Raw genomic sequence first — 14,521 nt, 5'->3', positions numbered from 1 at the left:
ACGGAGCATTGCCGCGACCCCCTCACCAATAGCGCGGAACACGTGCGCTCCATGCTACAGACGCCAGTCGTCGAACGGCCCGAGCGGACGGCGCGGCGTGTGGAGGCGTGGGAGCTCCCGGGTTCTCCGGCCCGATTCTCGTCCCGACGGGCCCGGCTCACGCCGGGCCCGTCGGGACGGCGGCGCGGACTCGTGGGCCGTCGGGGCGGTGAGTCGGGTCCCCGTGCCGCCTTGAGCGGCACTACGTAGTCCCGGTAATCCCGGTGATCCCGCCGGAACGCACCAGGCGCCCCTATGGACAGGCTCGTGATGCGAATGCGGCTCCCCGGCGGGCGGGCGCAGATGGGAGGACTCATGCGCGAGGCGCGCTTCAGGAATTCCTCAGTGCTTCCTCAAGGCCGTCCATGAGGCGTTCGACAACAAAACGGTAGTAGCGGTCGCGCGCCGCCGCGGACGAGTCGGCGGAGCCCATGAACTGGGCCGCCATATCGTGAACGAGAAGCGACATCCCCGGACTCGTGTCGGCGAGATCGTTGAGTTTGCTCATGAGCGTTGCGTGGTCGCGGATACCGGCCTCCTCATGACGGAGTTTGTCGTCCGCCGAGGCGATCGTCATGAGGGCCGTATTGAAGAGGGTCGCGTATGCGTATGCGGTGATCTCCCCGAATCCGCTCTGCTGCAGGGATGCGATACCGGCATCGACGACGGGAACCATGCTCGTGAATATCGGTCCGTGCAGCAGCAGCCATTTCGCCGTTCCCGGGTACATCGCCAGAACGGGCCGTGCCGGGAACAGCGCCGAACGGAACCACTCCCGCCAGGGGCCGCTCTCGGTCGGGAAGTCGATCATCGTGAGGACCCGCCCGACCACGTGCTGCCTCAGGAGCTCCTGTCCGCCGACATGGTGGTAGAGCGTCGGCGGTGTGACATGGAGTCGTCCTGCGAGATCGCGAAGGGACCATGATTCGAGGCCGTCCCCCCGGGAGGCCTCGACGGCGGCGTCGATAATGGCCCTCGGCGTCAGGCCGAGGTGGTATGACATGTCGATGGTGCTCGTGATCGTCGCCTCCCTGGTGATCGCGTGAGCCGTGATGGCGCGCATGATACCAATGCGGGTCGTGTTGGATGTCATCGCCGGGGTCCGGGCGCTGCGTCGGCGGGCGCCGGCGATGACATCGGCGTGCCATGGGCGTGGCGCTGTGCGGCGCGACGTGGTTCCGGGCCGTTGCGGGGGGCGGCCGGCGAGACATGTCCGGTGGCTCCGACGGCTCGCGTCACGATACCCGTCGGTGCCTATAAACGTTGGGTAACGTCCCGCCATCGAGCGATCGTCTCTCCGGCTTTGACGATACCCCCCCCATGACGCCATGTGAACGGTGTGATAGTCTGCGCGGGCGTCGCGCGCTGCACCTGGTGGTGCCAGCGGGCCGGTGAGTGCCGGCGAGCCTCGTCGGAATTGATGCTCACGGCCTGTGCGCAACTCGCAATGAAAGGACTGAAGATGTCGAATGACGTTTCTGGTGGGACTCCGAAGGGGAATCGATTCACGCTCGCGATGAGTGGTCGTGATCTCATGACGATCGGAATCTTCCTCGCTATCTACATCGTGCTCTACTTCGCGGTGACCATATTCGGCTTCCTCACCCCGGTCATGATGCTGGCGACGCTCGGACTGAGCGTTGTGATCGGGGCGATTCCCTTCATGCTGTTCCTCTCGCGGGTGAGGCATGCGGGAATGGTGGGGCTGTTCGCGATCGTGCTCGGAATCGTTCTTCTGATCGTCGGATTCCCCCCGCTGTCGATCGCTATTACGATCGTCCTGTCCATAATTATAGAATTGGTGCTGGCGGCGACCGGCTATCGTTCGCGCTGGGCGGGAGTCATCTCCTACACCATCTTCTCCGTGTGGAATACAGCCCCGCTTCTTCCGTTGTTCTACGATCGTGAGTCGTTCTTCAGCTCTCCGTCCATGACGCGGATGGGGGCGGACTACTCCGCTGGGTTGGATGCCTTTCTGACGCCCGCGGTCCTCATCGGGTTCGATATCGCGGTGGTGGTCCTCGGCTTCATCGGCGGGGTCATCGCCCTGGGGCTGCTGCGCAAGAACTTCACCCGCGCAGGGTTGGCGTGACCGTACGGCCGGCTCCGACGGATGCGGTCGTGCCTCATGCCGCCGAGGCGTCTGAGGCGTCTGAGGCGTCTGAGGCGTCGAGGCGGGGCCCTGCGCGGTCCTGGTGGCGACACACCGATCCGCGAACAAGCGTTGTCCTCATCATCGTCACCAGCCTCGCGGTGATGGCGCCGGGAGGGGATGTCTTCGTCCCCGCGGGCGCGGGGCTCGGTCTCCTCCTGGCCGTCGCCGACCGCGCCTGGCGGCATGCCGGCGTACTGGCCGTCGTCGCGGTGATGCTCGGTTTCCTCGCGCATGGCCTGCCGCTCCTGGTGATGTCCACCTTCTCCGTGATCGTCGGAGTCGCTGCCGCATTCGTCCTGCGATTCGTGGCCATCTACGGTGTGGCCCTGCACTTCTTCCGCACCGGGACTCCCGGGACCGTGACCGCCGCGCTGCGGGCGGCTCGTGTTCCACGAGCGCTGACGGTGCCGATCGCCGTCGTGCTGCGGTTCATGCCCATCGTCCTGGCGGAGGCGTCCGCGGTGGTCGATTCGATGCGATTGCAGGGGCTCGCCGGCTGGCGGTCCCTACTGGGACATCCCGTCCTGAGTATTGGCCGGTTCACCGTCCCGGTGATCGCCTCGACACTGCGAGTGGGGGACGATCTGACTGCCGCAGCCTTATTGAGAGGGCTCGGCTCGTATCAACGGCCGACCAGTCGCGTGCCTCCCCGGCTGGGGCGGCCCGATCTGCTCTGGGGCGCGATCACCGGTGTCCTCGCCGCGGCCTGCTGGGTCATGAGAGGTTTCCTATGATTGCGGTTACTGATGCGACCTGGCAGTACGCGACGTCGGAGGTGTCGACTCTGAGCGACATCGATCTCGCGATCGAGTCGGGCGAGCTGGTCGTGCTGTGCGGTGCGAGCGGGTCGGGGAAATCCACTCTCTTGAGGATGATGAACGGGCTCATCCCGCATTTTCATGAAGGGGCTCTGTCCGGTCGGATCTCGGTTGCCGGCCTCGACGTGCGAGAGAGCGCTCTCGAGGAGATAGGGAGACGTACCGGCACGGTGCTGCAGCACCCGCGGCGTCAGTTCTTCACCTCGACGGTCATCGATGAGTTGTCCTTCGCCCTGGAGAACTTCGGTACTGAGCCCGCGGATATTCAGGCGCGCGTCGAGACGCTCATGCGTCGGTTCATGCTGAACGGGATTATGGAGCGTCCCCTGCTGCAGCTCTCCGGCGGCCAGCAGCAGCGCGTCGCCATCGCCGCCGCGCTCGGGCATGATCCGGGAATTCTGCTGCTCGACGAGCCCAGTTCGAACCTGTCCGCCGATGCCGTGGCGATCCTGGCCTCCATGGTTGCCGAGTTGCACGAACGCGGCATCACCATCGTCATCAGCGAGCACCGGCTGCACTACCTCATCGATATCGCGGACAGACTCGTCCTGCTCGAGCGCGGACGAGTCTTCCGCTCGTGGACCGCGCAACAGTTCTCCGAGCTCGGCCCGTCCGCGATCGAACGGTATGGCCTCCGGAGCATCGGATCGCCTCCTCCGCTCGCTCTGCCGTCCATCCAGGCGACTGGAGCGAGCATAGCGGTGAGCACGGCGCCCGAGTCCGGTGACGACGACGCAGCGGCGTCGTCACCCGCAGCGCCCGGGGTGCCTGAGCGGGCCGGGGCCGATGGCCTTCGACTCGTGGATGTGCGGTGCGCCCTCAAGGGGCGCACGGTGCTGTCCATCGACTCCGCGCATGTCCCAGCCGGAGGCGTCACGGCAGTGCGCGGTCCCAACGGGGCGGGCAAGACCACTCTCGCCCGCGTGATCACTGGCCTCCAGGCGCACGGCGGCACCATGACGCTCGACGGAACCCCCCTCTCCCCGCGACAGCGGCTCCGCCTGAGTGCGATCGTCATGCAGGATGCGGAGCGCCAGCTCTTCACCGACAGTGTCCGCGCCGAGATCATGCTCGCAGCGACCCGTGCGGGTTCATCGAGAACCGCGCCCGCCGTCGGCGATGTCGACCGACTGCTCGACGAGTTCGATCTTCTGCCATTCGCCGAGCAGCACCCGCTGGCGCTATCGGGAGGCCAGCAGCAGCGGCTGGTCATCGCCGGTACCCGGCAGGTCGGAGCGCGGATCGTGATCTACGACGAGCCGAGCTCGGGCGTGGACCGGCGTCACCTGGACTCGATCGCGCACGCCATCAGGAGCAGCGCCCGCCAGGGCGCGGTGGTCCTGCTCATCACCCACGATGACGAGTTGCTGCAGCGCGCCGCCGATGCGCGTCTCGATCTGCGGCCACTGTCGGCGGAGGACTCGTCCGCCTGATCGCACCTTCTCTTGAGAGGCGGACGGCAACCGGAGCGGACGGGCGGGTGCGGCGGGCCATTCCGACTCGCCGGGCCGTTGGCCCGCAGCAGTACCCCACGGGTGACAGCCTCGGGTCCGGCGGTGCGCGCGGGCGCGGCGATGGGGTCCCATGGCTCCGTGAGCACAGCAGCGAACAACCTCGCATCCACGACCGAGCTGCGGCGGGCGGCTCGGGCTCGCCCGTTCATGAGATCCACCGCGCTCGCCATCACCCGGGCTCCGGTGCGGACGATGGCGTTGCGGCGTGCTGCCGCCCGGGTCTCATGAGCGCGGCCCCGCGGCCCACGGCAACGAGAGTTCCGCGGACCCCCTTGGACCGCGTCGCGGCCTGGTGGCGCACGTCCGCCGTCGGCCTGTGGTCTGTCGCGGTCATAGCGGGCCTGTTCCAGTCCTTCCAGATGTTCGTCGCGAGTCATCAGGTTCCGCCCACCGAGCCCCGGGCTGACATCCGGCCGCTGCTGGTGCTCTGCCTGCTCATCGTCCCGGCCCTGCTCTGCCGGCGGCGCTGGCCATTGGCGACCGTCGTCCTCATGGGTCTGATCTCCGCGAGCGTGGACCTGTGGGGACCGGGGCCGGCGGCCGGGACCGTCGTGTTCCCTCCGCTGGTGGCCCTCTACTCCGTGCTCACCATTGCGGGAGCAGTCCAGCGCATCATCGGCCCGCTCATGGTTCTCGCCGGCTGGGCCCTTCCCCTGGTCGTGGTCGACCGCGCATATCTCTTCGAATGGATCACGCCGGAGATCTTCTTGATCGCCGTCGTCGTCACCGCGGCGGTGAGCTCCCGGTCCCGCAGGGAGACCCTGGAGCACGGGGACGCCCAGTTCGCCGCCCAGGCCGCCGAGCACCGGCTCATGGCGCAACGCGATGCCGCCCGGCACCAGGCCCGAGTGGCCGCCGAGCTGCACGATTCCGTGGGGCACGATCTCACCGCCATTATCGCCCTGTCCGAGGGGCTGGCGGGCGCCGCCGGGGACGCCGAGCTCGACGAGGCCATCGTCGCCATCAACGCCCTCGCCCGCGAGGGCCTGGCCGACACGCGCCACACCGTCGACGCCCTTCAGCCCGCCGCCGGCCCTGTCGGCGGGACTGCTCTTGCCGAGAAGCCGGCCGCCGAGCCCCGCCGCGGATGGGACGATCTCGACGGCGTCCTGGAGACGACCCGCCGCACCGGCCTGGCCGTCGCCCTGGCGGAGACCGGGCCACGTCCCGAGGACGCCGCCCTCGGGGGCGTCGTCTTCACCGTCGTTCGCGAGGCCCTGACCAACGCCATGCGGCACGCCGAGGGCGCCACCCGCGTCATCATCGCCCTGGAGCACGCCGAGGGCTCGACCGGCGTCACGGTGTCCGACGATGGTCGGAGCGTCCGGGAGGCCGGGTTCGCCGCAGACGGCGCGATGCCCGTGGAGCCGATGATGCGATCGCCCGTGGAGCCCGTCGGGACGCCGTCGCCCGGGGCCCCGCCGTCCGGGCATGGACTGGCCCACCTGGCCGACGCGGTCCGTGGAGCCGGCGGTGCCCTGAGCGCCGGCCCCGCCCCTGACGGATGGAGGCTGCACGCCGTCATCCCCCACCGGGAGGCCGCATGACCGCGCCCGTCGATGGAGCGGCCCGTGCGGGCGACGAGGACGCCGGTCGGACGATCTCCGTCATGGTCGTCGACGACCGGCGGGCCGCTCGCATGGGCCTGACTCCCATGGTCAACCGGGCCGATGACCTGCGGGTCATCGCGTGGGCCACCAATGGCCGCAACGCTCTCGACCAGCTCGACGGTCTCGCCGAACGGCGCGAGCACCTGCTCGACGTCGGGAAAGGCTCCGATGATTCCACGACGCCGCTTCTCCCGTCGTCGGGACCGGGGGAAGCCGACCCGTCTTCGACGTCGGGTCCCGGCCTGGGGAGTCAGTCCGCCCCGGGGTCGGCCAAACGGCGGGCGGCCGCCACGACGGCGGCCCGCCGCCCGGCGTGCTCCTCATCGGAAGGCGGGCCGCAGAGCATCCGCGCCACCTGGGGGACGGTCGACCACCAACCGGCCATGGACAGCACGAGCATCATCAGGTGCGGAGCGTCGATGCTCGCGGTGACCGTCCCGGCCTCCTGGCCCTCGACGACCGCGTCCGACTTGCACTCGTAGTACGCCCGGCGCACCTCCTCGTCCGGAACCTCGCCGTCGAAGACCAGCGCCTCCCAGCGAAGGAGGCGGATGAGCTCGGGGCGCTCGCGGTGGTAGTCGTAGACGCGCCCCGCGTACTCGCCGATGTCCTCGGTGGCGAAGGAGGCCACCGGCACCGCTCGGGCGACGTTCGCCAGCTCGTCGCGGAGCACCGTGGCGAACAGGGCCCGCTTGCCCCCGAAGTAGTTGTAGACCCGCTCCTTGTTGACCCCCGCTCGTCTGGCGATCCGCTCAACGGTCGTGCCGTCGGGCCCGTGCTCCGCGAACTCGGTCGTCGCCGCCTGCATGATCCTGCGCTTGGTCCCCTCGGTGTCCCATGCCATGCGGCGCCTCCCGTTCTCATTTCCAACGCTGTCGTTGCAGTTCTCCGCGCAGTGTACTACGTTGACTCCAACGTTCCCGTTGGAGAAAGGTGGTCGGGATGACTCGGAAGCGGACTCATGCGGGCTGCGGGGTCGCTGAGGCGGCTGAAGGAGCGGCCGTGAGAGCGGTCGAGGGGCTGGTCGAGAGAGCGGCGACCGGCGGTGTTGCCGACGATGCTGCTGGGGGAGCGAGCGACGGGGCTGCCGACGAGGCGATCGGGGGAGCGAGCGACGGGGCGTCCCGCCCGGCGGCGAGTCCCGGGGAGGGGGCATCGGCGGCCCATCCCGCGCACGGGATGGCCGTCTCCGTCCTCGTCGTCGCGGCGCTCCTCGTGCTCACGCAGCTGTATGCCGCCATCCCGCTGCTCGGCCCCGTCGGCGCCGCGATGGGCGGTGATGCGACGTTCGCTCTCTCGACGAGCTTCAGCGCGCCGTACGCGCTCGGATTCCTCGTCTGGGGGCCGGTCTCGGATCGATATGGGCGGAAGCGGGTGATGGTGGTGTCGATCGGAGTGCTCGCGGCGGCGACCCTCGCGTGCGCGGCGGTCTCGTCGTCGTCGATGCTCTCGGTGCTGCGCGCTCTCCAGGGGGCGGCGGCCTCGGGATTCGCACCCGTTGCCCTGGCCTACCTGACGGAGGCGGTGGCTCCCCGCCGTCGGGCGAGGGCGATCGGCGCGATGTCGACCGCCTTCCTGGTGGCCGGCATCGTCGGACAGGTCCTGGCGTCCGCCATCGCGCTGCGCGCGAGCTGGCCGTGGTTCTTCATCATGTGCGGCGTGATTCTCGCACTCATATGTGCGCTCATCATCACCGTTGTCGCCGACGTCCCGGGGCGCGGCCCATCCATGTCGCTGCTCCGGCAGTTCGAGAACCTCGCGGCTCTGCTCATCAGGCCGGCTATTGCTCTCCTCGATATCGCGCATGTGACGCTGCTGCTGTCCTTCGTGGCCCTGTACACCGGAATGGGGCGTCATCTTGAGGATCTTCATGTGGCGACCTCGAGTATCATCGTCATCCGGCTGGCGGCGCTCCCGGCGATGCTTCTCAGTATGGGCGCGGGCGCCCTGTCGAAGCGCATCGGGATGATCCGGGTGGCGCAGGGCGGGTTCGGTCTGGCCGCGATCGGCATGCTCGGTGAGATGATTCTGTCGCGGACGATCATCGGCGTCGTCGGTGCGAGTGTCGTCTATGTTGCGGGGGTGGCGCTCGCCATCCCCTCCATGATCTCGCTCTACGGCGACACTGCGGCGCCGTATCGCGGCAGCGGCATGGCCATCAATGGGTTCGTCCTCTTCGTCGGCGCCAGCATCGGGGCGATTGTCGGTGGGACGATCGGGGCGTTCGGCGCCCTGACTCTGACGCTGGCCGCCCTTCTCGCGGGCGCCTCGGCCTCCCTCGTCATCCTCGACGTCGTCGTTCGCAAGGGGGCCTCCCGATGAGATCGGTGCTTGTTCTCGGCGCCACCGGCCGCACCGGGATGGCCGTCATGAGGAATCGACCGAACCGTGCCGTGATGTATGCCGGCATGCGCCGGGCGTCGTATGAAAAAGGGTGTCGGACGCCTCCGGAGGGGGCCGATGGCGTTCGAGTCATCGATATGGACGACGACGCCGGCATGGTTGCGGCGCTCACGGGCATCGATGTCGTCGTGAATGCGATTCGATTGCGGGAGGATATTCCGCGGATGGCCCTGGTCGATTGCCATGAGCGACTCATCGCCGCACGGGATGCGACGAAGGATGTCCAGTTCATCCACGTCGGTGGTGCGGGGGCTCTGCGTCTGGGCGATGGGCGTCGTTTCTGGGAGAGTCCGGATTTTCCTGCGCCGACGCTTCCGCGCGGGGCCGCTCACGCCGCACTCCGTGATCACCTTGAGGGCTGCGGGGATCGATATCATGGGGCCTATCTGATTCCTCCGCCGAGTTATGAGCCGCAAGGTCCTCGCACGGGTCGTTACACGAAGGTGGATCCTTCGGATGATGAGCGCGGATTCCTCCGAAGGAGGATCAGCTATGAGGATTTCTCCTGCGCTCTCGCGGACGCGATCAGGGAGGAATGGCGGGGGACGTTCCTGATCGGTGGCTGACATGCCGCGGGCGCGGTGCGGGTGCGAGGGGCCGCTGGTCGTCATGGATCGTCCTGCTGTCCGGCCCGGCCGCGGGCGGCGGGGCGAGGCGGGGCGGATGGCCCGGCCCGCCCCGCATCCTGCTGTCCGGCCCGGCCACGTACAGCGGGGCGGGATCCGGGCCCGGATGATCGTTGCTCGCGCGGGGGCTCGGCCGCCTCGACCGTTGAGGACCGATTGCGGGACGATGCGGCCGTCGTCCACCGCGTGCCCGCCCAGCAGCATGACGGCTGTGGTCGGGGTGATGGAACTTGAACCCACGACAAGGGGTAGTAGTAGATTGTCGTCGTTGTCTCGATGAGGTCTTCTCGCTGGCGCGGTTGGACCAGTTCCTCCTCTTGCTGGTGGTGCTGCGAGCGCATCCGGGGATCGTTGCGGTGGGCGGAGAAAAATCCCGAATATCAACGATCATTCTCGCGCGTTCCGACGGGATCCGGGCCCTCGTGGTAGATTTGAACGCCTTGAGGATTATTCATGGGGGCATTTGGGGTGCTTTGTCGGGGCATGCGTCCCTGGATGGAGCAGCAGCTTGTTCCTGAGAGAATTCGGGTGTGAAACCTGAAGTACCTAGGAAACAAATCGCATCTTACGTAGCAACAGGCAACTACCGGAAAACGCCCTAAGCACCCTCTATGAATAAGCCATATTGGTTCGGGTGGTGCCGAAGAGCTCGGATATCAGGCGCTGTGTCAGTCAGATCGTCTCATCCTCGTAGCGGGCCTCGATGCTGGAACCGTCCTCCTGGGCGGTGAAGTTTTCGACTTCGAGGTCCTGAGCTCCGGCGTTGGAGCTGTCCTGTCGTAGCGTTGGCTCGATATAAAATCCGGCGACGCGGCAATGCGAGCCGCTCTCAGCGCTTGCATCGGGCCGCCTAGCGCCTCAAATACGCTGAGCGTTTCTTCGAGAAAACCGAGGTAAGTGACGCTCCACGGATCTTTGTCATCGCAGTCGCGGCCGCTCCGCGAGATGAGGCGGTGGGCGGCGTCAAGGCCGGGCGAGGCAGTGACGGGGAATAGTGAGGCCGGGCTGGACGCGGTCGTGTGATGCGGCGAAGACGAGTGCGATGAAAAGCTCAGCAAAGCGCTGGACGTTGAGTCGGGTGAACCGGGGATTGGGCTAGGCGGCGGCCTCGCGTCCGCTCGAGACGACGATGTCGCATTGAGGTGACGCGTGACATCGTCGCCCCGTCTCCGGGGATGCCGGACTCGCAGAGGTTGCTGGATGATGGCATGGGGAGTGCGAAAGCAAACGAAATGGAACAAGAACCCGCGTCAGGGGAGGCCCGTGACGCGGATTTGAGGGTGAGTCAATGGTCGGGGTAGTCGACCTGGCGGCCTCTTACCCTTCTTCGAAGACCTCATGAGCAAATCGTGAAGCCTCCACATCGTCGGGGTGGCGGGATTTGAACCCACGACCTCTTCGTCCCGAACGAAGCGCGCTACCAAGCTGCGCCACACCCCGCGTGCAGCAGACGACATGATAGTCGTCCTGTCGGGACGGATGGAAACCCTGCTGAAGAGGCATCGATCACGTACCGGCGGAGGAGCGCGCTGCGCCGCTCCCTCGTACGTCTGCGCGGCGCCGCGGACCGAAGCCGTCGTATTCGAGCGCGCACGGGTCTTCTGCGGGACGAGGACGACATGATGGCGCGAGTCGGACGGCGTCGTCGTCGGACTCGCGCCGAATAGTCCGACTCGACAGGGTACGACGCCGTCGGACCGATCTCGGCGAAGGGGCGCGGCTCGGCGGACGGGCGTCGGATCCCTCCGACGTCAGGAGCCTCGGGCGACGGGCGTCAGGGTGAGCAACGTGGCCTCCGGGCGGCAGGCCACGCGCACGGGCGTGTAGGGGCTCGTGCCCAGGCCCGCGGAGACGTACAGGTGCATGCCGCCGGCCGTCCCGGTGCGCCCCGGCCACCGCGACAGGCCCGAGGCCCGTCCGCGATCGAGGTCGCAGTTGGTCACCAGGGCGCCGACGCCGGGGAGGCACAGCTGGCCGCCGTGCGTGTGCCCCGCCAGCGCAAGATCCACGCCGTCGGCCGACATGGCGTCCAGCACGCGCCGGTAAGGCGCGTGGAGCAACCCGATCCGCAGCGGGCGGCCGTCACCGCCGCGGATCGCGGGCCCGTCCCCGGTCGCGCCCGCCGGTGACGCCGCCGGCGGGAAGGCGTCGCGCTCGGCATGCGGGTCATCCACGCCGACCAGCTCGATGCTCCGTCCGCCGACGGAGATCGTTCCACGAGCGTTGGTCAGGTCCGCCCAGCCGCCCGAGGCCTGCAGGTCGCGCACCTCCGTCCAGGGCAGCGCCACGTGCGCCTCGTCGAGGTCCTTGTAGACCGGGCTCGGGTGCGAGCGCAGGTAGCGCGTGGGCGACTTGAAGACCGTCGTGCGGTAGTCGTGGTCTCCCAGGACGAAGGCGCCGGGAAGCCCCAGGAATGGGGCGAGCGCGCGTCCCAACGGCTCCAGACCGTTGGCGAAGGACAGGTTGTCGCCGGTGTCGATGACGACATCGGGCCTCAGGCGGGCGAGGCGCCTCACCCAGGCCACCCGAGCCTCGGTCCGGTCGGTCAGGTGCAGATCGCTCAGGTGCAGGAGGGTCACCGGCGGCTCGCCGGCCGCCAGGACGGGGACGTCCACGCGCCGCAGTACGGGGAGGCTCGCCTCGAGGAGCGCGTAACCAAGAAGGCCGAGCCCCGCGAGGGACGCGCCGACAGCGGCGCGGGCGCATGAGCGGACCGCGCCGTGAGCTGCGGGCACCCGTCAGCTCCCGTTCTTGGACATGTTCTGGGGACCCCAGTCGTTCGAGGCCGCCGGGCCCCGGGCGTCCTGGCCGTCGCCCTGCTGCGAGGGCACCCCGGTGCCCTGGGACACCTGGCCCCGGGGCGGCTCCGACGCCTGAGCGGAGGCGTTGACGACGTCGTACGCGGAGCTCTGCGGGGCCCCGGAGGCGCTCGAGTTCTGCGCCCCGCCAGCGCTCTGGCCGTCCGAGGACGATCCGTCCGAGGACGATGCGCCCGCCGGCGCGACGTTGAGACCGACCTGGTTGAAGCCCACGGCGGGCTGACCGGCCAGCGCCGCGTCCATGTACATCTTCCACAGCGGGGCGGGAGCGTCCGAGCCGTACATGGTCTGGTAGTAGCGGCCGCCGACGTACTGGTGGTCCATCGAGGAGTACCCCTCCGAGTGCCCCAGCCACACAGCCGTCGACAGCTGCGGGGTGAAGCCCGTGAACCAGGCATTGTCCATGGACTCGGTCGTCCCGGTCTTCCCGGCGGCCTGGCGCCCGTTGAGGGGCACGTCCTTGCCGGTGCCGGTCTTGTCGCTCAGGACGTGGGTGAGGGTCTGGGCCGTCTTGTCCGCGGCGGTGCCGTCCATCGCCTGGGTGCACCCGGCGGAGGGCACCTCCGTCGGCTTGCCGTCGGCGTCGGTGATGGAGTCGATGGCGATCGGGCGGCAGTAGACGCCGTGAGCCGCGAAGGCCGCGTAGGCGCTGGCCATCTGCAGGGGCGTGACCTCCTGCGAGCCCAGCGCGATCGACGGCGTGGGGGTCAGCGCCTGTCCGGAGTTGGTGGTGACCCCGAGGTTGGCGGCCATGCGCGTGATGTCGCAGATGTCCATCTGCTGCGTCATCCTGGCGAAGCCGACGTTGATGGACATGGCGGTGTTCTGTATGACGTTGTGGGTGCCGCCCTCGGAGGCGTTGGCGTTGCCGACCGTCCACGTGTCGGCCTTGGAGGGGTCGCAGGAGATGCGCCATGACGACGGGCCGAAGGTGGCCGGACTGGTGTTCATGGTCTCGTACCCCGAGTGGCCCTCTTGATACCACTCCGCCAGGACGAACGCCTTGAACGTCGAGCCGGGCTGGAAGCCGGAGGTGCCGTCGGTGTTCTCCAGTCCGCCGTGAGAAGCGTCGGCGCTGAAGGATATCTGCGTGGTCGAGCTGTCCTCCTCGGTGGCCAGGCCGTAGTTCGTGTTCTGACTCATGGCCACGATGCGGCCGGTGCCCGGTTCGACGGAGGACAGCGCGGCCTTGACGTTGGAGGGATCGCCCGTGGGCACGTACTCCTGGACGGCGGCGTCGGCGGCCGCTTGCTTGCTCATGTCCAGCGTCGTGGTGATGGTCAGGCCGCCTCGCAGGAGCCGCTTGCTGCGCTCGTCCCGCGTGGCGCCGAACAGCTCCGAGTTCTCGATCTCGGACTTCACGTACTCGCAGAAGTAGGCCGCCGATCCCGCGGTGCCGCAGCCTCCCACGGTCTCCGTGACGTGCAGCATGTCCTCGATCTTCGTGTCCTGGCCGGCCTGCCACTCCTCCTGGGTGATGAACTGCTCCTCGAGCATCTTGTCCAGCACCCAGTTCATGCGGTCCTTGGCCTTGTCCGGGTATGCGATCGGGTCGTAGGCGCCGGGCGCGTTGGTCAGGCCCGCCAGGAGCGCCGCCTCGGTGATCGACAGATCCTTGGCGGGGTGGGAGAAGTAATGCTGGGAGGACGCCTCGACCCCGTAGGTCGACGGGCCGAAGGCGGCGATGTTGAGGTAGCCCTCGAGGATCTCCTGCTTGGAGTGCTTCTGCTCCAGGGTCAGCGCGTACTTGATCTCACGGATCTTGCGGCCGGCGGAGCGGGCGGTCGCGGCCGACTGCGCCGCGGGGTCGTCCTCCTGGATGGCGGCCTCGACCAGGACGTTGCGGACGTACTGCTGGGTGAGGGTCGAGGCGCCCTGGGAGCCGCCGTTGGCGTTGGAGACGACGGCCCGGATGATGCCGGTCGGGTCGACGCCCTTGTGCTGGTAGAAGCGCTGGTCCTCCACGGCGATGATGGCGTTCTGCACGGTGGGCGAGATCTCGGACAGGGGCACGACGATGCGGTTCTCGGCGTAGAACTGCGCGATCTGCGTGCCGTCGGAGGCCTTGATGGTCGAGATCTGGCTCGGCTCCAGGACGTTGAAGTCGTCGGGCAGCTCGTCGAAGAAGTTGGCGGATGCGTTCGTGATGGCGGCCGCGGCGCCGACGGCGGGCATGGCGAACCCGGCGGTGAGTATGCCACCGGCGCTCGACAGGAGCACGAAGACCAGGAGCATGGAGACCACCTGGGCGGACGAGAGCGACCTGCCGCGGGAGGAAGACGTCGACATGGTCTCAGCCTACGGGCAATCGCTGCGGTGCGCTGTGGGCTACGACGCGATCGGCCTGAGAAAGCCCTAGGAGTCTCGCGGCGACGGTCGTCCGGGCCGCGCCCCGGGGGCGGCTCCGCCCGGCCCGGTCCCAGTCCGGTCCCAGTCCGGGACCGGATCGGGCCGGGACGGATCGGGCCCGGGCTGGATTTGGCGTGGGGCCGACGTTTGACATACGGTCGTCGGTGTGATGCGGCCGACAGCGCAGT

Annotated in this window: 11 protein-coding genes and 1 tRNA gene; 7 read left to right on the top strand and 5 right to left on the bottom strand. The window is 68.3% G+C overall.

The genetic code is table 11. The features are described from left to right. Positions 1 to 370: 370 nt before the first annotated feature. Positions 371 to 1,132 (bottom strand): TetR/AcrR family transcriptional regulator, encoded by a 762-nt coding sequence (locus G448_RS0113965; RefSeq protein WP_245572361.1) that lies wholly within the window; start codon positions 1,130 to 1,132, stop codon positions 371 to 373. 327 nt (positions 1,133 to 1,459) lie between these two features. Here G448_RS0113965 and G448_RS0113960 point away from each other — a divergent pair, with 327 nt between their 5' ends. The 5 genes from G448_RS0113960 (at position 1,460) to G448_RS0113945 (ending at position 6,073) form a co-directional block, all read left to right on the top strand. Then, positions 1,460 to 2,131: an MptD family putative ECF transporter S component gene (locus tag G448_RS0113960; RefSeq protein WP_034495619.1), complete on the top strand. Its 672-nt coding sequence runs from the start codon at positions 1,460 to 1,462 to the stop codon at positions 2,129 to 2,131. Further along, on the top strand, positions 2,128 to 2,928 hold the full coding sequence (locus G448_RS16850) for an energy-coupling factor transporter transmembrane component T family protein (RefSeq protein WP_342663556.1): 801 nt from the start codon (positions 2,128 to 2,130) through the stop codon (positions 2,926 to 2,928). The genes G448_RS0113960 and G448_RS16850 overlap by 4 nt, the downstream gene beginning before the upstream one ends. Beyond that, positions 2,925 to 4,445: an ABC transporter ATP-binding protein gene (locus tag G448_RS0113950; protein WP_026408477.1), complete on the top strand. Its 1,521-nt coding sequence runs from the start codon at positions 2,925 to 2,927 to the stop codon at positions 4,443 to 4,445. Before G448_RS16850 ends, G448_RS0113950 begins: the two co-directional genes overlap by 4 nt. 159 nt (positions 4,446 to 4,604) lie before the next feature. Continuing rightward, a complete protein-coding gene (locus G448_RS18315) occupies positions 4,605 to 4,754 on the top strand; it encodes a hypothetical protein (protein ID WP_156911061.1) in 150 nt (49 codons plus the stop codon). 44 nt (positions 4,755 to 4,798) lie between these two features. Next, on the top strand, positions 4,799 to 6,073 hold the full coding sequence (locus tag G448_RS0113945; protein WP_051269109.1) for a sensor histidine kinase: 1,275 nt from the start codon (positions 4,799 to 4,801) through the stop codon (positions 6,071 to 6,073). A gap of 313 nt (positions 6,074 to 6,386) precedes the next feature. On the opposite strand, the gene G448_RS0113940 is transcribed toward G448_RS0113945, so the two are convergent. Further along, on the bottom strand, positions 6,387 to 6,980 hold the full coding sequence (locus G448_RS0113940; protein ID WP_026408475.1) for a TetR/AcrR family transcriptional regulator: 594 nt from the start codon (positions 6,978 to 6,980) through the stop codon (positions 6,387 to 6,389). Between the two features lie 158 nt (positions 6,981 to 7,138). Here G448_RS0113940 and G448_RS16845 point away from each other — a divergent pair, with 158 nt between their 5' ends. Both G448_RS16845 and G448_RS17870 read left to right on the top strand, forming a co-directional pair. After that, on the top strand, positions 7,139 to 8,458 hold the full coding sequence (locus G448_RS16845; protein WP_245572360.1) for an MFS transporter: 1,320 nt from the start codon (positions 7,139 to 7,141) through the stop codon (positions 8,456 to 8,458). Further along, on the top strand, positions 8,455 to 9,105 hold the full coding sequence (locus tag G448_RS17870; RefSeq protein WP_084436808.1) for an NAD(P)-dependent oxidoreductase: 651 nt from the start codon (positions 8,455 to 8,457) through the stop codon (positions 9,103 to 9,105). The genes G448_RS16845 and G448_RS17870 overlap by 4 nt, the downstream gene beginning before the upstream one ends. A 1,426-nt stretch (positions 9,106 to 10,531) precedes the next feature. Here G448_RS17870 and G448_RS0113925 read toward each other — a convergent pair. The 3 genes from G448_RS0113925 to G448_RS16840 form a co-directional block, all read right to left on the bottom strand. Further along, a tRNA-Pro gene (locus G448_RS0113925) sits at positions 10,532 to 10,605 on the bottom strand. A 311-nt stretch (positions 10,606 to 10,916) separates the two neighbouring features. After that, entirely contained in the window at positions 10,917 to 11,900 is a 984-nt protein-coding gene (locus G448_RS0113920; protein WP_026408474.1) for a metallophosphoesterase, read from the bottom strand. Positions 11,901 to 11,903: 3 nt separating this feature from the next. Then, positions 11,904 to 14,273 carry a transglycosylase domain-containing protein gene (locus G448_RS16840; RefSeq protein WP_034495471.1) on the bottom strand — a complete coding sequence of 790 codons (2,370 nt, stop codon included), beginning with the start codon at positions 14,271 to 14,273 and terminating at the stop codon, positions 11,904 to 11,906. Positions 14,274 to 14,521 lie beyond the last annotated feature (248 nt).

Source organism: Actinomyces gerencseriae DSM 6844 (genome assembly GCF_000429265.1).
In the GTDB taxonomy this organism is placed as follows: domain Bacteria; phylum Actinomycetota; class Actinomycetes; order Actinomycetales; family Actinomycetaceae; genus Actinomyces; species Actinomyces gerencseriae.
The sequence above is the reverse complement of the archived record's forward strand: the minus strand, read 5'-3'. Positions and strand labels throughout refer to the sequence as shown.

Excerpts from the sequence above, each read along its gene's own strand:
- G448_RS0113965 (WP_245572361.1), bottom strand. The coding sequence starts at position 1,132 with ATGACATCCAACACGACCCGCATTGGTATCATGCGCGCCATCACGGCT.
- G448_RS0113960 (WP_034495619.1), top strand. The coding sequence starts at position 1,460 with ATGCTCACGGCCTGTGCGCAACTCGCAATGAAAGGACTGAAGATGTCG.
- G448_RS0113950 (WP_026408477.1), top strand. The coding sequence starts at position 2,925 with ATGATTGCGGTTACTGATGCGACCTGGCAGTACGCGACGTCGGAGGTG.
- G448_RS0113940 (WP_026408475.1), bottom strand. The coding sequence starts at position 6,980 with ATGGCATGGGACACCGAGGGGACCAAGCGCAGGATCATGCAGGCGGCG.
- G448_RS17870 (WP_084436808.1), top strand. The coding sequence starts at position 8,455 with ATGAGATCGGTGCTTGTTCTCGGCGCCACCGGCCGCACCGGGATGGCC.
- G448_RS16840 (WP_034495471.1), bottom strand. The coding sequence starts at position 14,273 with ATGTCGACGTCTTCCTCCCGCGGCAGGTCGCTCTCGTCCGCCCAGGTG.